Annotated in this window: 20 protein-coding genes; 4 read left to right on the plus strand and 16 right to left on the minus strand. The window is 47.5% G+C overall.

Annotation, left to right across the window (positions count from 1 at the left end):
- Nucleotide 1: 1 nt before the first annotated feature.
- The 5 genes from ACFQ2T_RS06350 to rlmF all read right to left on the minus strand — a co-directional run bounded on the left by ACFQ2T_RS06350 (nt 2) and on the right by rlmF (nt 5,496).
- Complete coding sequence (locus tag ACFQ2T_RS06350) at nt 2–304, minus strand: hypothetical protein (protein WP_379032014.1); 303 nt, start codon at nt 302–304, stop codon at nt 2–4.
- Nucleotides 305–314: 10 nt separating this feature from the next.
- Nucleotides 315–527, minus strand: coding sequence for a hypothetical protein (locus ACFQ2T_RS06355; protein WP_379032017.1), 213 nt, complete (start codon nt 525–527; stop codon nt 315–317).
- A gap of 160 nt (nt 528–687) precedes the next feature.
- On the minus strand, nt 688–2,940 hold the full coding sequence (locus ACFQ2T_RS06360; RefSeq protein ID WP_379032019.1) for a putative bifunctional diguanylate cyclase/phosphodiesterase: 2,253 nt from the start codon (nt 2,938–2,940) through the stop codon (nt 688–690).
- 298 nt (nt 2,941–3,238) lie between these two features.
- Nucleotides 3,239–4,384 (minus strand): diguanylate cyclase domain-containing protein, encoded by a 1,146-nt coding sequence (locus ACFQ2T_RS06365; protein WP_379032021.1) that lies wholly within the window; start codon nt 4,382–4,384, stop codon nt 3,239–3,241.
- A gap of 215 nt (nt 4,385–4,599) precedes the next feature.
- Nucleotides 4,600–5,496, minus strand: a complete 897-nt coding sequence (gene rlmF, locus ACFQ2T_RS06370; protein WP_379032024.1) for a 23S rRNA (adenine(1618)-N(6))-methyltransferase RlmF — start codon at nt 5,494–5,496, stop codon at nt 4,600–4,602.
- A gap of 121 nt (nt 5,497–5,617) precedes the next feature.
- Between rlmF and ACFQ2T_RS06375 the strand changes: the two genes are divergently transcribed.
- Entirely contained in the window at nt 5,618–6,616 is a 999-nt protein-coding gene (locus ACFQ2T_RS06375; protein ID WP_379032027.1) for an LLM class flavin-dependent oxidoreductase, read from the plus strand.
- Nucleotides 6,617–6,693: 77 nt separating this feature from the next.
- Here the strand turns inward: ACFQ2T_RS06375 and ACFQ2T_RS06380 are convergent, their stop codons facing one another.
- From ACFQ2T_RS06380 to ACFQ2T_RS06390, 3 genes are all read right to left on the minus strand, one after another.
- Entirely contained in the window at nt 6,694–7,347 is a 654-nt protein-coding gene (locus tag ACFQ2T_RS06380) for a pyridoxamine 5'-phosphate oxidase family protein (protein ID WP_379032030.1), read from the minus strand.
- Nucleotides 7,348–7,649: 302 nt separating this feature from the next.
- Entirely contained in the window at nt 7,650–7,991 is a 342-nt protein-coding gene (locus tag ACFQ2T_RS06385) for a PilZ domain-containing protein (protein ID WP_379032033.1), read from the minus strand.
- Nucleotides 7,992–8,105: 114 nt separating this feature from the next.
- Nucleotides 8,106–8,387 carry a hypothetical protein gene (locus ACFQ2T_RS06390; RefSeq protein ID WP_379032036.1) on the minus strand — a complete coding sequence of 94 codons (282 nt, stop codon included), beginning with the start codon at nt 8,385–8,387 and terminating at the stop codon, nt 8,106–8,108.
- A gap of 172 nt (nt 8,388–8,559) precedes the next feature.
- Between ACFQ2T_RS06390 and ACFQ2T_RS06395 the strand changes: the two genes are divergently transcribed.
- Nucleotides 8,560–8,772: a hypothetical protein gene (locus ACFQ2T_RS06395; RefSeq protein WP_379032039.1), complete on the plus strand. Its 213-nt coding sequence runs from the start codon at nt 8,560–8,562 to the stop codon at nt 8,770–8,772.
- 66 nt (nt 8,773–8,838) lie between these two features.
- Here ACFQ2T_RS06395 and ACFQ2T_RS06400 read toward each other — a convergent pair whose 3' ends face one another.
- Complete coding sequence (locus tag ACFQ2T_RS06400; RefSeq protein WP_379032041.1) at nt 8,839–9,087, minus strand: hypothetical protein; 249 nt, start codon at nt 9,085–9,087, stop codon at nt 8,839–8,841.
- Nucleotides 9,088–9,380: 293 nt separating this feature from the next.
- Between ACFQ2T_RS06400 and ACFQ2T_RS06405 the strand changes: the two genes are divergently transcribed.
- Complete coding sequence (locus ACFQ2T_RS06405; protein ID WP_379032043.1) at nt 9,381–9,506, plus strand: hypothetical protein; 126 nt, start codon at nt 9,381–9,383, stop codon at nt 9,504–9,506.
- Nucleotides 9,507–9,564: 58 nt separating this feature from the next.
- On the opposite strand, the gene ACFQ2T_RS06410 is transcribed toward ACFQ2T_RS06405, so the two are convergent.
- The 3 genes from ACFQ2T_RS06410 to ACFQ2T_RS06420 form a co-directional block, all read right to left on the minus strand.
- The gene (locus ACFQ2T_RS06410) at nt 9,565–10,713 is read right to left on the minus strand and encodes a mechanosensitive ion channel protein MscS (RefSeq protein ID WP_379032046.1); all 1,149 of its coding nucleotides are present in this window, start codon (nt 10,711–10,713) and stop codon (nt 9,565–9,567) included.
- Between the two features lie 227 nt (nt 10,714–10,940).
- The gene (locus ACFQ2T_RS06415; RefSeq protein WP_379032049.1) at nt 10,941–11,237 is read right to left on the minus strand and encodes a hypothetical protein; all 297 of its coding nucleotides are present in this window, start codon (nt 11,235–11,237) and stop codon (nt 10,941–10,943) included.
- Between the two features lie 230 nt (nt 11,238–11,467).
- Nucleotides 11,468–11,977 carry an OmpA family protein gene (locus ACFQ2T_RS06420; protein WP_379032052.1) on the minus strand — a complete coding sequence of 170 codons (510 nt, stop codon included), beginning with the start codon at nt 11,975–11,977 and terminating at the stop codon, nt 11,468–11,470.
- A 387-nt stretch (nt 11,978–12,364) separates the two neighbouring features.
- Here ACFQ2T_RS06420 and ACFQ2T_RS06425 point away from each other — a divergent pair, with 387 nt between their 5' ends.
- Complete coding sequence (locus ACFQ2T_RS06425; protein WP_379032055.1) at nt 12,365–12,856, plus strand: hypothetical protein; 492 nt, start codon at nt 12,365–12,367, stop codon at nt 12,854–12,856.
- Between the two features lie 222 nt (nt 12,857–13,078).
- Here the strand turns inward: ACFQ2T_RS06425 and ACFQ2T_RS06430 are convergent, their stop codons facing one another.
- From ACFQ2T_RS06430 to paoA, 4 genes are all read right to left on the minus strand, one after another.
- The gene (locus tag ACFQ2T_RS06430; RefSeq protein ID WP_379032058.1) at nt 13,079–15,205 is read right to left on the minus strand and encodes a molybdopterin-containing oxidoreductase family protein; all 2,127 of its coding nucleotides are present in this window, start codon (nt 15,203–15,205) and stop codon (nt 13,079–13,081) included.
- Nucleotides 15,206–15,533: 328 nt separating this feature from the next.
- Entirely contained in the window at nt 15,534–17,792 is a 2,259-nt protein-coding gene (gene paoC, locus ACFQ2T_RS06435; protein WP_379032061.1) for an aldehyde oxidoreductase molybdenum-binding subunit PaoC, read from the minus strand.
- Nucleotides 17,789–18,745: an FAD binding domain-containing protein gene (locus ACFQ2T_RS06440; protein ID WP_379032064.1), complete on the minus strand. Its 957-nt coding sequence runs from the start codon at nt 18,743–18,745 to the stop codon at nt 17,789–17,791. Before ACFQ2T_RS06440 ends, paoC begins: the two co-directional genes overlap by 4 nt.
- Nucleotides 18,742–19,389: an aldehyde dehydrogenase iron-sulfur subunit PaoA gene (gene paoA, locus ACFQ2T_RS06445; protein WP_379032066.1), complete on the minus strand. Its 648-nt coding sequence runs from the start codon at nt 19,387–19,389 to the stop codon at nt 18,742–18,744. Before paoA ends, ACFQ2T_RS06440 begins: the two co-directional genes overlap by 4 nt.
- Nucleotides 19,390–19,463 lie beyond the last annotated feature (74 nt).

Below are 19,463 nucleotides of genomic sequence, written 5' to 3' on the forward strand. Positions count from 1 at the left end.
CTCATGATAGTTTTTCATTCAATTGAGTTAGTAAGTGGCCGGTTTTCGCAGATGCAGATTGCTCGTGCTCGTTGACCAGCAGCGTCCATTGCACACACATACGGCGTGAAACTCGGCAAATCAGGTCTGAATCGGCATATTCGGGTGCGGTTAAAGTCTCGGCCAGGCGCAGCGCCTGTTTGGCCAGCTCATAGGTCGGCTTTTTAATGTATAAAGTAGCTATGTAAAGCAAAGATGCCATGACAGACTCGGCATCAGGCAATGCCGGGTCATAGCGCATGGTGTTGATACTCGCTGCCTGCATGGTTACCCTTTCAAACACTCATTTCTATTTCAGTTTGCATCACGATTCTGGCGGCGGCTTTACGCAACATTTCGTTGATGACAATAAAGCTGTCAGCCTCGAATTTAAGTGTGGTGCCGCCCACTTCGACTTCTACCGTATCAGAAGATTTATGATAAAGCACTTTACAAGCCGTTTTTCCTGCCAGCATGGTCTTGCCTACTACAGTTTGACGCTTCATCATGGATCTCCTTTTCGTTAAAAGACAGGTAAATGATAATTATTATCATTTAGGAAGTCAATCATTTTATTCGGAATGTATTTTTAGAGATTAAAACTTCAGGCAGCCGATGCTATCTCTGCCTGAAGACAGTCAAGAAACCACAATTGCTCAAAAAGAAGAGTTATTGATTGGCCAGCAGATAAGCCGTCGCCTCTTCACTAGCCATAGGCTGACTCAACAGATAGCCCTGGATCTCATCGCAACCATGTGTCAGTAAAAACGCTTTTTGTTCGGGAGTTTCCACGCCTTCAGCAATCGTTTTCAGCCCCAGGCTGCGAGCCAGGTTAATAATAGCGATCACAATGGCCTTGTCTTCATCATCGGTTGAAATATCACGTACAAACGACTGGTCCACCTTCAGTTTATATACCTTGAATTTTTTAAGGTAACTCAGGGATGAGTAGCCGGTACCGAAATCATCAATCGATAAGCGCACTCCGAGCTGGTCCAGCGCATCCATCATGCTCACGGCACCTTCCGGGTTTTCCAGCGCGACACCTTCTGTCAGCTCCAGTTCCAGAGATTGTGGCAGCACATGGTAACGTTGCAGGATGGCCTGCACCAGCGAAGGTAACTCAGGGTCGCGGAACTGGATGCTGGATAAATTGACCGAGACACAGATATTGGTAATGCCCGCCTCCTGCCAGCGCTCGATTTGCTGTACTGCCTGCTCCAGCACCCAGCTGCCGATAGAGATAATCAGGCCACTGGATTCAGCCAGCGGAATAAACTCTGTCGGCTGCACCTCGCCTAACTGCGGATGACTCCAGCGCAACAACGCTTCTACCCCCACCAGTTTTTTGGTATGCAGATCCAGCTGCGGCTGGTAATGCACCGTTAATTGTTTCAAGGCAATGGCTTGCCGCAATGCATTCACCAGTTGCAAATGACGGGTAGTCTGGATCTGCATCTGGTTACTGAAAAAGCGGTAGCCATTGCGGCTTTCCTTCTTGGTACGGTACATGGCAACATCGGCATTGCGTTGCAGGCTCTCAATATCCAGGCCATCATCCGGATAAATGGCGATACCGACAGATGCAGTGATGCTGAGTTGGTACTGGTCTATCATGAGCGGTTCTTCTATCGCCTTGAGGAGTCGCTCAACCACCTCTTTAGCGACATCATGCCCGGCACCGGCCAGTAAAAACACAAACTCATCGCCACCCAACCGGCAAATCGTATCTTCAGGGCGGACCAGGTTTTGAAAGCGCTTGGTCAATTCGATCAGCAGGCTATCGCCATACCTGTGCCCCAAGCTGTCATTCACATCCTTGAAATGGTCAAGGTCAAGAAACATCAAGGCAAACTGGCTGTCATTGGCCCAAGCCTGCTCTATCTCTAACGTCACACGTTCATTGAGCAGGTTGCGGTTAGGCAGGCCGGTCAGCGCATCATAATCGGCCAAAAAGCGTATGCGCGCCTCAAACTCCTTACGCCGCGTAATGTCGCGTAAAAAAGCGCTGTAATACCGTTCGCCACTACGTTCAATTTCAATAATGGTTAATTCAACCGGGAACTCCCTGCCGTCGCGGCGTATGGCCGAAATTTCAATAGCCCGTCCCAGCAGTCTGGATTCACCAGACTGCTGCAATCTTTTCAGGCCCTGATCGTGTGCCTCGCGGTAAGCCGGGGGCACAATCACCTCCCCGAGGCACCTGCCCACTACCTCACTACGAGGATGCCCGAAAATACGTTCTGCCGCCCGATTCCACTCGATAATATTCCCGGCCGTGTCCATATTGATAATCGCATCGAGGGCGTTTTCCATGACCAGCCGCGCTCTTTGCTCACTGGCCAGCAGGCTCTGCTGGTACTGCGTGCGTTCTTGCTGTACAACAAAACGGTCGAGTGCAAAATCAATATTCGTCACCATGTCTATCAGCAAACGCTGTGTGTCGGGATCAAAAGCATGTTCTTCTGAGGCATATAATGACAGGCAAGCAACTACTTTACCTTCACTATGCAAAGGTAAAAAAGCGGCGGCTTTCCACGAGAATTCTGAAGCGGAAGCATGCCACAAGGTCGCGACCGGATTGGTTTGAAAATCTTGCAACCAGAAAGGTTGATCAGTAGCGATGGCTGTACCACAAGGCCCTCTCCCATTAGGCTTGCTAGGGTCTGCCGAGATAGACACCTGGCTCAGGTATTCCAGGCCAGTGCCAACAGCGGCAGCGACGGTGACTTGCCTTGTCTCAGGCGTGACCTGGCCAACCCAGGCCAGTTTGGCGTGACCAAAATCTACAATGATGCGACAGATCTTTTCAAACAGCGCCTGCCTGTCATGGCTTTGAACAATTGCCTGGTTACACTGGCTGAGTGCCAGGTACAACTGCGTCAATTGCTGATGATGCTTTACAGATTGCGACGTGCCCATTACCCACTCCGCTATAGAAAGACATTGTAAAATTCACCCTGTACCTGCATTTTTCAGCGCTTGCACAGACTGCATACAAGATGCTGGCGTACTGCTTCAATATTAAGATATACAGCTAACAGGTGTAAATAATTCCCGCACAAATACCGTTAATATATGTTAAACGGCAAAAATCAAATCATTGAATATGTGGAAGAATGCACGGCAATTTACCCCCCTCACCACAAAATGAGGGTTGCAAATCAATTGAAAAAACAATGACTGTCAGACTAGTCTGAAGAAGATTAGTTACCGGCTTTTATGCGGCCCAGTATATTTTGCCGCGGCCCAATAACTTAGCTTGGTACATCGCCTTATCAGCAAGTGAAAGTAACTGCTCAATAGTGTTGCCCTCCTTGCAGATAGCCAACCCAATCGACGCGCCCAATTGGCGCTCTGCGGACTGGATCTTAAATACCTGTTCAAACACCATCAGGCATTTATTGGCGACCATTTCCACCGAAGCCGCAGCGTTGCCTTGCAGATCAGAAAGCACAATCACGAATTCGTCACCGCCAACCCTGGCCAGGGTGTCGCTACCACGGATCACCTTGCCCAGGCGGCGGGAGACTTCAATCAATGCCATATCGCCAGCCTCATGTCCCAGCTGGTCATTAATCGCCTTAAACCCGTTCAGGTCCAGATACAAAATGGCCGTGCTGGTGTTCTTCACTTCGGCAATCTCCATGGCCTGTTGCATACGCACGGCCAGCAACTTGCGATTAGGCAGTCCGGTTAAAATGTCATGATGTGCGACATGGTTTAATTCAAGGTTTTGCGCGGAGATTTTATGGTAAGCCTCTTTCAGTGACCCTATCAGATCCTCATTTTCAAAGCTGACCCGCTGGGCGTGGCGTAAAGACTTATTGAAATGAAAAGCGACGCCTATCATCAGCAAATAGAAAATGACGCTAAATACAGCCATGATGAAGTTAGGTACGCTGTTGCCTAACGCGAATACCAGCACACTAGGCAACATAGCAGGCAAGCTAAAAGCCAGGAAAGCGGGAATACAGGCAGCCATGGTCACCACCCCGCCCATCACCATCGCCTGAATGGCAGTTACCACAATAACCACCGTCATCGGCGAGGCATCCGTGATCAGAAATCCCAAAGCGCCCCATGCTACGCCAGACAATGCCAGTGTCAGGCAATATTTATTCATCAGGAGCGGGTTAAATCCATGCTTCTTCAGTTTGCGTTTGCAGCGATGCGTCAGCCACCAGCGCAATAAAATGACCAAATATACCAGCAGCATCCAGGTTAAAAACTGGTGGCTTTTGTCGGAATCCAGCTGTGAAATGGTAATCAGCAATCCGCCAAGCGCGCTGCCTATCAATGGAATATGGGCACTCGCCATCAGCCGATGAAACAACGCCTCGTCAATACGCCCCTCTAAACTCATTGTAATTCTTTACCCTAAATGCCTGCTTGCGCTATATCAATAGCAGAAATACACTGATTCATGCTAATACAAGCTTGCCGAAATAACCAGTTTCTCATCAGGGGTTTTCAATTCATTACAATCGCGCCGGAATTTCTCGGGCTACATTTCCAGATACTCACTTTCAGTTTTCGATAAAAAACGTGAGCGGCTCATTAAAGTTTCGATTTCAAACACTACCCGGGTTGGAACGACCACGCCACAAACCGGCTTTGCTTTTGCCCCTGCGCCATGGGGATGGTTTTAACCGTCGCAGCCTGCACCTTATCTAAGGTTCGATAAACTAAAGGTAAATTATTGGCCTTTGATACCAGCGTGGTAAACCAGACGCACTGCCTGGCGAATGACTTGCTCTCGTTGATCATAGTCACCAAAAAAGCTGCTTCACCACCCGCAAACACCAACTCATTGGACTGGCCGCCAAAATTGAGGGCCTGCACCGGGCTTTTGCCCAAACCGCGCCATTTACGTTGCGTGCCCGTCTGCGCGGCCTCAGCCGAGGCATGAAAAGGCGGGTTGCATAAGGTGAGCGTAAACTGTTCGCCAGGCAATATCACACCTCTAAAAATATTTGCGGAGTTTGGCTGGTGACGCAACGAAATGTGCTGTTGCAAACTATTAGCACCAATGATGTGTTGCGCGTTACGTAATGCCTGCTGGTCAATATCGACACCCACACATTGCCAGCCATATGCATGGCTAGCGATTAAGGGATATACCAGGTTAGCCCCGGTCCCAATATCCAGCATCCGCACTTGCTCAAGTTTTAACTTTTTGCTTTCTGCCAATAGATCCGCCAGATAATGTACATAATCCGCCCGCCCCGGAATCGGCGGACACAAATACTGCTTGGGGATATCCCATACGGCTACAGCGTAATCGTGTTTGAGCAAAGCCTGATTCAGTGCTTTCACCGCCTGCGGATTGGCAAAGTCTATTGAAGCATCGCCATAAACATTTGCTCGCACATATTGAGACAATGGCGGATGAGTTTGCACCAGCGCAGCAAAATCGTAACCGGCGCGATGTAAGTTACGGGAATGCAAGCTGGAAGAGGATTGATCGGGTTTCATCGAAAACTGAATAGCAAGAGTGTCGGCTAGAGTAGCAGATATTCCTTAAAATTAACCTAAGGCATGAACCAATCGCCACAGCACAATCAAAGCTATCAACTGTTAAATGACTAAGAAGAAAATGAGCACCCGATTATCCGTCCTTGATCTTTCCCCCATTGCTGAAGGCAGTGATGCGGCGCAATCATTTAAACACACGCTCGCGCTGGCGCAGCATGCGGAAAATTTGGGTTACCATCGCTATTGGCTCGCAGAGCATCATGGCATGCCGGGCATCGCAAGTGCGGCTACCGCTATCCTGATAGGCCATGTCGCTGCAGGCACGACAACAATACGGGTAGGCGCTGGCGGCATTATGCTGCCAAATCACTCACCATTGGTTATCGCAGAACAATTCGGCACGCTTGAGTCCCTGTTTCCCAAGCGCATAGACCTCGGCGTCGGACGTGCGCCAGGCTCAGACCAGCTCACAGCGCGTGCATTGCGCCGTCACCTGGACTCGGATCCGGATGCGTTTCCACAGGATGTGGTGGAGTTACTGGATTACTTTTCCGCCGAACCGAAACGGCCGGTCAAAGCGGTGCCAGGCAACGGATTGAATGTGCCCATATGGATACTGGGTTCCAGCCTGTTTGGTGCACAACTGGCTGCCGCCCTGGGCTTGCCGTTTGCGTTTGCCTCACATTTTGCACCGGCTTATTTGATGCAGGCGATTGAAATTTACAGAGACAGCTTCAGGCCCTCGTCGTACCTGGATCAACCGTATGTCATGCTTGGCTTCAATGTATTTGCGGCAGACACCGAGGAAGAAGCGGTTTTTCTAGCCTCTTCCATGCAACAGGCATTTATCAATTTGCGCAGTGGCAGCCCGACAAAATTGCCGCCACCCGTATTTGATCTATGGAATCAAATAGGCGGAGCCGAGCGGGCGATCTTGAATCAGGTATTGTCTTGTTCAGCGATAGGCACTGGCGAAAAGGTGCTGAGTGAGATCCAGGCTTTTATCGCCAAAACCGGCGCTGATGAACTCATGATCACTTCACAGATTTTCAATCATGAGTCACGTCTCAGATCTTATGAAATCACTGCCAGTGCTTACCATGCAGTCTTGCCAGCCTGATACACAGCGGTTCGCTTAAGTAAAAAGCCCCAAGGCATTAACCTTGGGGCTCGCGATGTTCTCAAAAGATTGAGCACTTAACCTTCGCCACGCTTCACCTTGGCTTCATACTCCTCCAGATCCACCAGGCCCTGCGCTTCAGCGATCGCCTTTTCTTCAGGCGTGATGGCGTCCTGCACAATATCCAGTCGTTTCCATGTCGGAATCGGCGTCACCTTGCATGGCTCGGGCACATATTTGGACTGATCAATCTTTTTGTACTTGTGTATGTAGCGCGGACAGTTAATCCAGATCTTGCTTACCGTCACGATGATCAGGTATTTAGCCTCGGTATATTCCGCCATTAATGCGTGCTCTCGCACCAGCTTCGCCGTGCCCTGCACCCGAATCCTGTGCGGCGTTTCAAAATCGATAAACAGCAGGCCGACCTTACCTTGCGCATCAATATTACCGACAGAATAAAACATGCCATTACCATCAAAGCCAGGGAAAACCAGGGTGCTTTCATCCAGCACTTTAACAAACCCAACACCACCGCCTTTGTACGACACAGTCGGCATGCCGTCTCTATCCACAGTGGAAAGGAAAAACATATCACGCGTGCTGATAAACGCTTTTTCTTCATCAGAAATGGTTTCATGAATCCAGCCGTTGTCCAGCAATTCAGCAAGCTTGGTGGTTTCAAATTCTTCTTGCAATGCCCGGTGCTCTGGTGAGTATAACGATGTCATATGATTACCTCCTGTGTAGGCGCTTATGGAGCAAGCCCAATTAATCCAACCCTAGTGACTTCTTTAAGATTTATTTTATGCGTTTTTATAACACAAGCTGCTTCACTCAAGTTATCTATTCTATGGGAATAAAGCTGAAATCCAAACAGCCGTCGATAACATTCATCATCACGCATACGATGGACACCAGCAGCACTTTAACCACCAAGAAAAAAACCCAAGGCGTACACCTTGGGTCTTTTTATGAATATGACTACAATTCTGTTTAATCCTGTGGCTTTAATTCTTGCTGAATCCGAGTGCTATCGGGCCATCACCGACTGGATCAACGTTTTATTTTCCGGCGGCACTTCCAGAAACTCCAGATTTGTTCTGAACCCTCTCAGGCCACATAGTGACGAGAAAACAACCCGGCAATTAAAACGATAATTTTTAAGCGCCGACCCCACATATACCGGGACATTCACATTGCACACTTGGCCGGATTTATATTGCTTGTCGGCAAAAAGACTCATCCCGGTGTGAGAAATATCGTGTGTGAAAACAATATATTCACCGCCCGTACTATCTACCAATCGAGATTTTTTTTGCCAGGAACGACGGTTTGGATCTATGGAAGTGCTTTGCAAACTACCGGGAGACATGGATGACTACTGCTGACTTTAACTGCATATAGCTTATTATATGATGGATCACCAAAGAACAGTCGTTATGAATGACTAATTAGTAAAAAGGATTGCTAAACGCAATCCTTTTTACTAGCGTGTTGAAGCGCCAGGTGCCGGTTCAGAGTCGGTAGGTTGTAATGGATTTTCTTCAGCGCTGTCGGCTTTTTGATGATTATGCTTAGCTTTTTTGTTCACATGACTATGTTTTTTTGCAGGCTTGGTTGATGTATTACGGCTATTTTTAGTTTGATCCTGGGCTTGTGGCGTTTCATTGGTACCAAGTTCTGCGCCATCAGTTTGTTTATCTGTGTCTGCAGCGTAAGTTGTTATTGCAAAGGCAGAGAATAATAATGCGATGAATAGTTTGCTCATAATAGTGTCCCTAAAAGATTTAAGTTTGGTCGTGGATAGCTTTTCTGAACTGCCTGAACATTAGATGGTAAATGGCATCATTGAGTTATCAGTGACAATCTCATAAAAGCGTAGGACGGAGCTGACTTTCGGGTAGTCTTTTATTTCCATAGCGAGCCAAGATAGGGTAACCATGTCTGGGTTAGAAGGTCATTGGCTAGATTTAGATTCGGCAGTTGGTTGTGCAAAGTTTTGTGGCTCCCTGTCATTGATAGGGAGTGGCATTGCCTGTTCTGATCCTGATATGGATTCGACCGCTGCACTCAATGGCTCACCAGCAGGAGGAATTTCCGATTCATTCCAGCTGATCAGCATCAAACCGGCAACCAACATCCCGAGTAAATAAAAAACGACAGTGGCAATACGCTTAAATCTTGTGTTCGTCATATAAATTTACGCCCCTATAAAGAACCTAGATTCCGGCATCGGGATTACTGATATTGTTTGGAAACTTCTTGTTTCTATCATCGATATTTTGGATATTTTGCTTATTCAGCGCTTTATCCAGATTACCCGTACTCAAAGGCTCCTTTTCATATCCGCGTGAATCGTCAGATGGATCCGTATTGGCAGGATCAATAGAGTTGGGATTCAATGGGTCAAGACGACTTTCATCGATATGATGCACACTGTGCACATTAGTATATTTGTTCAAGGCCATATTCTTCTCCTGACTGCAAAAATTAAGTGTGGGTTGGTCACACCCATAGTTCGAATATTGGCCTGATGCTGATTTCTGTTGTATACCTGTAACGCTGAAATTCCTGTAGGAAAAATCGTATGGCCTCATTGCTTGCCACCTGCAAGCTGAAAGTGAACAAGGGGTAAGGTCCCTCCTACACATAAATAAGATAAGGGCCGATACGTTTCAAAGTGGCTGTGGTATTAAATATATCCACTGTCTGAGAGTTCAAAAAGCAGACCCTTAAATTTCAATGATTGAAAGGATTTAAAATGAGAAAATTTCTACTCCTGTTAGCTCTTTCTGCTATCGCTCGTAAAGTCGTTGCTGCGGTTAAAAATAATCAGCCAACAGCCAATGCAGGGTCTGATGAAACGCTGCATCCATCAACCCACTAATACAAAAAAAGAGACTGTTTAACAGTCTCTTTTTTTTTAACAGCGCTCGGGGTCCAAGTTATTCTTTAAGAATATTGGTATTAAAACCAAACACCTTGCCCGCCCATATAAACACCACCCATACCAGCACGCCAAACGGCAAATAGCCTGCAAACCCCAATAGTGGCATTTCAGCATGAAGATGAATCACATTCACGTAGGGAATATCGTAAAGCCAGTAATTCGGGTTGGTGACAGGCAATGTCGGATGCGCACTGCCATAGTTCCAAACCTCCCAGAAAAATCCGTTAAACAATGAACTGAGCGCCATCAGCAGGACCGGGCTCCAGTTTCCGTTAGCAACATCGGTAAACGGGGTCCAGATGCCGCGCATCATCAATATGCCAGCAATGCCTATCAGGGGTGCGATCCACATTGCCCAGAACAAAGGATATGGCCAGAAAGGCACAGCGGCAAACAGCACAAAACTCAGATATAACATCGGCTTTGCCGGAAGAGCCAGCTTGGGACCTTGAGAATAGCGCGCGGCGATTTTAGGAAAAGCATTCAGCAAGGTATACCACTCAAACACGGCAGGCCATACGGTTGAGTAGGCAAAAATAAATATCCACACAATCGTGGTATGACTTAAACCAGGGATATCTGTATTCGGGTAATACCAGTTACCTAAGGCGAAATAATCGAAATATTCAAAGAAATACCAGCCACCAATCGATACAACTGCACTGATCAAAAATGTTTTGGGGCGACTTGCAAACAGTGAGTAGCCACCGGAGTAACGGAATGTCAGCCCATCAAGCACAAAGATAAACCCCCACCACATGGGAGTAAAGGCGTAATACACCAGATCACCAAACGGTGTCGTGCGTGTCCACATCAACCACCAGAAAAACAGTGTGACAACCGTCCCCGCCCAAAACCACCACGGCAAGGCACGCAGTACAGGCTTAGGTGATGGGGCGACCGGCTTAAAGCCAAACCATTGCGGAAATATTAAAAAAACAGCAAATGCTGCTTCGAGCAGGGCAACCCCAATAAAGACAAGTAGATTAAATCCAGGTGGGTCTTCAACAAACTGTGGTGGGAAAACCCCAAAGCCGGGCGGCAAATGCGTGGACGGATAAGCAAACCAAGACGCTACTAATGGAATTAATATCATTGCCACGACAGCCATCACCAGCGCAGAACGTGTTGAAGTTGCAGACATAAAAACACCCCTTATTAATTTATATAACGATTTATTGCTCAATGATGAGCTCTTATAAATATTAAATTGTTAAGTTATAGCGATCATTAATATAACCTACAAAACAAAAAAGACCCAAGGCGCCAACCTTGAGTCTTTATACATATTGTGGGCCTGTCAGCCGAACACCAAAATAGCGGATTATTAAGTCCGACGCACTACATTCAAAACCTAATTTCGCTGTTCAGTTAATTACTGATGGGGTTACGGTCATTCAGGCTAGGCATCGGTGTGTAATTTACATCAGTTGGTTTCGGCGGACTCATGTCAGCTGGACTAGCCTGTAATGTGTCTTTTGCCTGGATCTGGTAGCTTTCGCTCGATAGAGGCTTGTCGCTGGAATGATCAGCTGATGGCTTTTGTTGCTTCTGTATTGGTGTGATATGGGATTTTTTCAGATTTGATCTGCTTTTGTTGGCAGCATTGGCTGAAAAAGTCGTGACAGAAAATATGCAAATCAGAAGGGTTACTAAAAGTCTGCTCATGATGTTTCCTTAAATAGTAGTTTAATCGTCAAATTAGTATTCTTTAGTGATAACAATTAAAGCTTTCTTTTTAAAAATCATACATCGGCATTATGCTCATTCTCTGGTAGGAAGCGGCTGACGAGTATATTAAATGTCAATATTAATAAAAGAAAAACGGCTCGCATTTCTGCAAGCCGTCATTCGTGTGCTAAGACTATCTGGTGCTAAATACACATCAAATATCAGCCCTATTTAACGCCATAATTGATATCCACACGACGATCAATTTTGTGGCAATGCTCGTCAGGGCAATCCTGGCTGGCAAATTCATTGCCATAACTAATGGTCTCAAGTTGCGCATTTTTCACACCTTCGGCATTGAATGCATTTTTCACTGCCACTGCGCGACGTAAACCCAGATCTTTGTTATAACCAGCTTTACCTCTTTCATCTGAATGACCTTGCAATGAGATCTTACTTTGCGGATGATTCAATAAATACTTCGCATGCACTGCGATGAGGTTTTTATATTTCGGATCAAGGGTATCTTTATCATAGTCAAAATAAATCTGGCGGTTTGAAAGATAAGCGCCATAGACTTTGTATCCTCTGCCATCATCTTTCTCACCAACGGCATGTTCTGCAGCGACTTCCTGTTTTGAGGTCGGATTAGCTGTATGAGATAGATTCGTTGGTGTGCTTTTACAAGCCGCTAAAAACAAAGCAAGGGCTGCGATTGTGAGTGTGTGCTTATTCATAACTTCTCCTTATTTTTCTTCCAAATATCAAACCATCTGCGTATTTGACAGACATGAATGTCAATAACCAGCGTAGTACTCACTAGGAAAGCGCTTACTTGCTACCAACGCTTACAGACTAACGAAAATTGGCATAAACAATTATCGGAAGATTTCTATAAACCTTGTAGGAATTCTCTTGCCTCAGCTCTTTTTAAGTCAATAGCGAATCCGGTATCAACACTCAAACACTTCCATCTGTAAATCTGTCTATCTAAAACAGGCCAACATAGCGTCAGTCGCGAAACATGCGACTCTCCTACATCCATATCAGCGTAATCACACTCGTCACTACCAACTCCACTCCATACACTGGCTGCTCTAATAAAAATCTATTTGGAGATGAATATGACTACAGTGACGGGTTTATTTAAGGATCAAGACAGCGCAGAACAGGCTTATCGTTCAGCGACTGAAGCGGGTTACAGTGCGAATGAAATCAATGTCATCATGTCCGAAGAAACGCGTGAGCGCTATTATGGCAAGAATGCCACACTGGAAACTGAGGTCGGAAGTAAAGCGGCCGAAGGCGCGGCAATCGGTGGTGCGCTTGGTGCTACAGCAGGTGCCATTGCGGCGGCAGTTGCAGCTGTTGGGACTGCCATTGTTTTACCAGGCTTAGGCTTGGTCATTGCTGGCCCTCTGGCAGCTGGTATTGCAGGTGCTGGCGCAGGTGGCGTGACTGCCGGTCTAGTTGGTGCTTTGATCGGCTGGGGCATCCCGGAAGATACGTTGAAAAAATACGAAGCTGATGTCAACGATGGCGGGATTTTAATCGGTCTCAAATCAAGGAATGATGATGACACCCGTCGATTCCAGGCTGACTGGGCCACTCCATAACTGGATCGCGTTTAACGTAAGTTATTACTCACGAACTGCTACCAAAACCACCTTCGGGTGGTTTTAGTTTTAATACTCGGATACACAAAATTTTTACTTTCTAATGACTGCCGCCTTGGTAGACAAAAGACTCAAGGTCGTTAACCTTGAGTCTTCTACAGATGTTGGTGCTTTTGTGAGTGGAGCAGAGGACTAGCCACTTGAACGTTAAGCTGCTATTGCTCAAACCAGTGCGACTTCAACCAGGTTATCGCTAAACGTATTTGAATGCCCCATGTCGCCATACTCAGCGGAACTGATACAGTTAACAGTACCATTGTTGAGTTGCCGCCAATAGCCCAAAGTCGCCACCACTATGCCAGGATTTACGTCCGTAGTGACACGTGCCAGGCCTTCAAAAGCTCCCCTGTCGTTGAACACCTTTACTACCATGCCATCCTGAACGTCTCTAGCTAATGCATCGACCGGGTTGATCATCAGGTATTGCTCTCCCTGCACACGGATTTTAGACTCCATATTCGCATATGAAGAATTGATGAAGCCATGACTTTTCGGGGAAATGATGTTCAAAGGGAATCTGGCTGCCAGCATAGCATTGGTATCTGCTGATTCACGGCTGGCGACATATGCCGGTAATGGATCCAGATCTTCTCCAGGTTGAAAACCCTCGTACATCTGCCTGAAAGGACCTGCGACAAAGTTCTTCGCACCTTCGACCATGAACATGCATTTACCGGTAGGGGTAGGGAAATTACCTTGCCTATGAGGCGCACGGTCATCTTTAGTCCCTACATTCAACCTTGCAAATCCATGCTCACGCATATAGTTGAGATCTATCCCCTTGCAGGCAGGTGAACTCCAGTCGACATAGTTCTCCAGGCACTCGCCGTCACTCCATTTGAAATTGTCTTCTTCAAATCCCAGACGTTTTGCCAAGCGGCGGAATATCTCATTGTTTGGTAAAGCCTCTCCGGGAGGCTCTATGCATTTGGTGTTATACGTGAGATACAAATGGCCCCAGGATAAGATCATATCTTCCTGCTCCGCGCCCATGGCTGCCGGCAAAATAATATCTGCATAAGAAGCAGTATCCGAGATGAAATGATCGGCGACGATGGTAAACAGGTCTTCCCGCTGCAAGCCTTCGATCACTTTGTCAGTTTCAGGGGATTGTGTGACAGGATTCGTGTTCCACACCATGATGGATTTAATGGGGGTTTCCAGAGGCGTTTCGCCCAGCAGGGCTCTGCCTAATTGCAAGATGTTCACCACCGGCGTACCTTCGGGAATCAGGTCGGGCCTGCAAATCACGTCAAACCGGTAAGGATGCTCCCAGACCGGGAATTGCAGCGCCCCTCCCCCCACATGTCGCCAGGCACCGATCAGTGCAGGCAAAGAAGTGACTGCGCGTATCGCCTGACTGCCACCATAACTTCGCTCCAAAGCCACGCCTATGCGGATAGCTGCCGGTGGCGTTGAAGCATATTCACGCGCGAACAACCTGATCTCGTCGGCGGGGATACCGGTTATTTCAGCAGCCCATTCCGGGGTACAGGTTTTAGCCCTTTCCGCCAGCTCTGCATACCCGACCGTATATCTTTCGACGTAATCATGATCGACCAGATCTTCTTCAATGATCACGTTCATCATGGCCATTGCCAGAGCGCCATCGGTACCCGGCTTGGGTGCAATATGCCAATCCGCTTCTTTCGCCGTTTTGGAAGCGAAAGAATCCACCACCACGATCTTCGCGCCTCTTTTTTGCGCCTCTTTAATGATGTGCCAGTGATGTAGATTGGTTGAAACAGAGTTACATGCCCAAATCACAATGAAATTTGCATGTATAAAACTTTCGGGGTCTACGCCAGCTGTGGGCCCTACGGTGAGTAACCAGGCTGTACAGGAGCCTTCACCACAAAAAGTCCTTTCGCATACAGTGGCACCCAGTCGGTTGAAAAATGCATCCCCGCCGTTGAGCCCATGTACCAGCCCCTGATTGCCTAAATAACTCACAGGTAGTATTGAGCGGGGACCATCTTCTTTAATCAGCGCTTGCCATCGGTCAACTATGGTATCCAGCGCTTCATCCCAGGTGATCTGCTGAAATTGTTTACTTCCTTTTGGCCCTACCCGTTTCATCGGGTACAGAAGACGGTTGGGATGATAATGCCGCTTTTCGTAATCCTTCAATTTTACGCATAACCCGCCACGCGTCATCGGATGATCGGGGTTGCCTGAAACTGACATCAACTCCCCGTTTTTGACATGAAACTGCATGGAACAGGTATCGGGACAATCATGAGGACAGCCACCATGAAAGGTTTCAATTACATCTGCAACATCATTCATCTTCCACTCCTTGATAACGTGATCAACTGATAACGGCTAAAACAAGCAGACAAAAAACAATACTCCAGGCAATCTATTATCAGCATACTAACTTCGATTAGAAGTTTTATGTAGGGTTTTATATATCGTCCAACGCTCGCATTCACATCACCTTAGTATCAGGAGGCTATGTCTTGAGAGGTGCGACCATGACTAGGATTTGGAACTGTGAGTTAGCGAGTGTGGCGGATAGTGAAATCAGCTGCGCGAAATGAAACTGGAAATCTTAGATTGGCGTACCTGGTCGGAGATTTACCATGATCACCAATCTTATCCCAGGCAGTTGCTATCAAACCCTGATCGGCATTTTTCCTATGAGCTTATCCAGCGTCACAGGATAGTCACGGACTCTGACGCCAGTCGCATTGTAAACAGCATTCGACACTGCAGCAGCCACCCCACAGATACCAAGCTCTCCAACACCTTTGGCTTTCATAGGGGATGAGACAGGATCAGTCTCTTCAAGGAAAATCACTTCCTGATGAGGAATGTCTGCATGTACGGGGATCTCATAACCGGCAAGGTCATGATTAACGAAATAACCATAGCGCTTATCCACTTCGAGAGACTCCATTAATGCTGCCCCCACTCCCATGGTCATCGCGCCTATGACCTGGCTATGTGCAGTTTTTGGATTAAGAATGCGCCCGGCTGCGCACACGGCAAGCATACGCCGTATGCGGGTTTCGCCAGTGTAAGCATCCACCGCCACCTCTACAAAATGTGCGCCAAACGTTGACTGTTTGTACTTTTTATCAAGACCGGAAAATTCAATCATATCTTCTGCGGCGATACCCTGGTTTCCAGCCAATTCCGCTAGTGTGAGGCTCTGTGATTTATTACTGATTTTCTCGTCAGCAAACACCGCATCGCCGATGGGGAAGTTTGCTTTTTGCGCAATGGCCTCCCTTAATTTGACACAAGCGGCGTAAACACCTGACGTAGAGCTGTTACCGCCCCACTGACCACCTGAACCGGAAGAAACCGGGAAGTTGGAGTCCCCCAGCCTGACGTTGACCTTTGCTAATGGAACACCCATCATTTCCGCCGCTGTTTGGGCAATAATTGTGTAGCTGCCGGTACCTATATCTGTCATATCTGTTTCAACCGTCAGATAGCCACGCTTATCCAGACGTACCCGTGCAGCTGATTTCGTGACTACGTTATCCCGATAGGCGGAGGCCACTCCCAAACCGATTAGCCAGCGACCCTCGCGCCGTTCGCCAGGCTTGGCTTTTCGCTTGTTCCAGCCGAAGTGCTCGGACCCTACTTGAAAACACTTCACAAGTTGACGTAGGGAGAAAGGAGGATGTTGCTCCTTGTCTTCCGATTTTTTTGATTTTAATTTTGCAGGTTCTGATTTCGAGGGTGAGTCTGGAACAACCTGAGTGTCATTCTTGATACGGAACTCTATAGGATCCATGCCTAGTTTCTCTGCCATTTCATCCATTGCAACTTCAAGGGCAGCTAATCCTGAAGCCTCATTCGGCGCACGCATGGCATTGGCTTCCGGTAAGTCCAGATTAGACAACCGGTTAGACGTCATCCGGTTGGCCCCCGCATAAAGTGAGCGAGTCTGGAATGCGCCGGCTTCAGGACCGCCATCCGGCAAATTGCCAGACCAGCTTTCATGGCCGATAGCAGTGATCAATCCATCTTTCTCAGCGCCTATTCGTATTCGCTGAATGGTGGCAGAACGGTGGGTTGTATTATTAGGGATTAAAGCGCGCTGTAAAGTTACTTTAACAGGACGTTGCGCTGCTTTAGAGGCGAGGGCAGCCATTAATGCATCGGAACGCAAAAATAGCTTGCCACCAAATCCGCCACCTATATAAGGAGATATAACCCGTACTTTTTCCTTTGGGATTCCAAGGGTCTTTGCCATATCACCAACAGCCCAATCAATCATCTGATTAGAAGTCCATAGCGTCAACTGGCCACCATCCCAGGCGGCAATTGTTGCATGAGGTTCCATCATCGAATGAGACTCATGTGACGTGGAATAAGTAGCATCCATTTTTATGGACGATGCTAAAAAAGCGGCATCAAAATTACCGACGGCGCTATCTCCAGGCATGCCCATATCATCTTTGGGAATGCTCTTGGATCTTTGTGAGTCCAGGTCATAATAGCCTTTAGTACGCTCATATTTGACTTGGATGAGATGAGCTGCAGCGCGTGCCTGCTCAAAGGTTTCAGCTACTACAATAGCAATCGCCTGATGATAATGCTGTATTTCCGGCCCACCTAGCAAGAAGGCGGTATTGTATTTACCCTTACTTAACTTGCCTGCATTTTGGTGGGTGACGATTGTAATCACGCCGGGATAAGCTTTGGCCGCAGACAGATTAAAAGAAGTAATTCTGCCTTTTGCAATACCTGCCCCTAGAATATATCCATAGGCTTGATTAGCGACTACGTCATTCCGGTCGTATGCATAAGGTGCCGTTCCTGTAGTTTTAAGCGGACCATCAATCCGGGAAATCGGCTGACCTATAACTTTTAGTTGGTCTATAGGATTGTTTGTAGCGGGGGTATCGAACTTCATGCGCTTCCCTTCGCTTCATTTACCACTGAGGCAATCGTACGTTCAACCAGGCTCACTTTAAACGCATTGTCATGAGTGGTACGTGCATCTGCCAACAACTTACTCGTAATTGCCTTGGAACCGTTACGTAATCCACGTTCAGCCTCCTCAAATCGCCAAGGTTTATGTGCCACCCCTCCTAATGCAATTCTGCCGGATCCATCTCTTTGGATAATGGCTGCAACTGATACCAGTGCGAAGGCATAGGAGGAGCGGTCTCTTACTTTTCTATAAATATGGGTGCCCCCGATAGGTGGAGGAAGTGTCACTGCTGTGATTAACTCCCCATATTCAAGTGAATGTTCAATATGCGGTGTATTACCAGGAAGCCTGTGTAATTCAGCGATCGGTATCGTTCTGGGTGTTCCGTTTGCACAAACTGTTTCTATCGTTGCATCCAGCACCCTCATTGCAACCGCCATGTCGCTGGGATGAGTGGCAATGCACTGATCACTCACACCTACAATTGCATGATGGCGGCTGTAACCCCCAAGTGCCGCACAACCAGCTCCGGGTTCCCTCTTGTTACACGACATATTGGTATCGTAAAAATATGGACATCGTGTACGTTGCAATAAATTGCCTGCTGTTGTCGCTTGATTTCTGATCTGACCAGAAGCACCGGCAAGCAAGGCTCTGGAAAGGACTGCGTAATCGCGCCTGACCAATTGATTAGCGGCAAGATCTGTATTGCGCACTAAAGCACCTATCCTTAATCCGCCTTCTTTAGTGGGTTCAACCTTGTCTAAACCAAGGTCATTGATATCGATTAAATGGCCGGGGGTTTCTACCTGGAGTTTCATCAAATCCAGCAGATTGCTGCCACCTGCAATAAATTTTGAATTCTTGATACGTGCCGCTATTGATGCCGCCTGCACAGGTAAATTTGCCCGCTCGTAAGTGAATGCTTTCATAGGATTTTCCCGGCCACTTCTGTAATAGCTTCCTGGATATTCGAGTAGGCGCCGCAGCGGCACAAATTGCCACTCATACGCTCTCTGAACTCATCGGTACTCATCTTGATCGGGCGTGTCAGGTCGGCAGTCACATGACTTGGGATACCCGCTTTCGCTTCATCCAGCATGGCGACAGCCGAGCAGATCTGACCAGGCGTACAAAACCCGCATTGATAGCCATCATGCTTGATGAAAGCAGTCTGCATGGGATGGAGATTATTGGGGGTACCTATACCTTCAATAGTGGTGATGTCGTGCCCTTCTTGCATGACTGCCAGCGTAAGACAGGAAGTGATGCGTCGCCCATCTACAATCACCGTACAAGCACCACACTGGCCTTGATCACATCCTTTTTTGGTCCCGGTAAGATGCAAGCGCTCCCGTAATGCGTCAAGTAACGTCGTGCGAGAATCAACCATCAACTGGTGCTCATTCCCATTGACACGCAACAACACATTTACTTTGGAAGGCTCTGGCGTCTGTGAGGGCGGGATCACTGTTTTCGCTTCAGCCTCTGTCGCAATTTTTGCTATCGCTATCGCGCCGCTTGAAGCTGCAGTATTCCTGATGAAATTACGTCTGTGTGGGTCGAATTCAGCCATTCTCAGTCCTCAAATAAGCAGATTGCCGGATAACTCTTAAATTTATTTGAGCGCTGCATCGTGATTAGTAATCA

The organism is Methylophilus flavus, from assembly GCF_042678905.1.
Lineage (GTDB): Bacteria > Pseudomonadota > Gammaproteobacteria > Burkholderiales > Methylophilaceae > Methylophilus > Methylophilus flavus.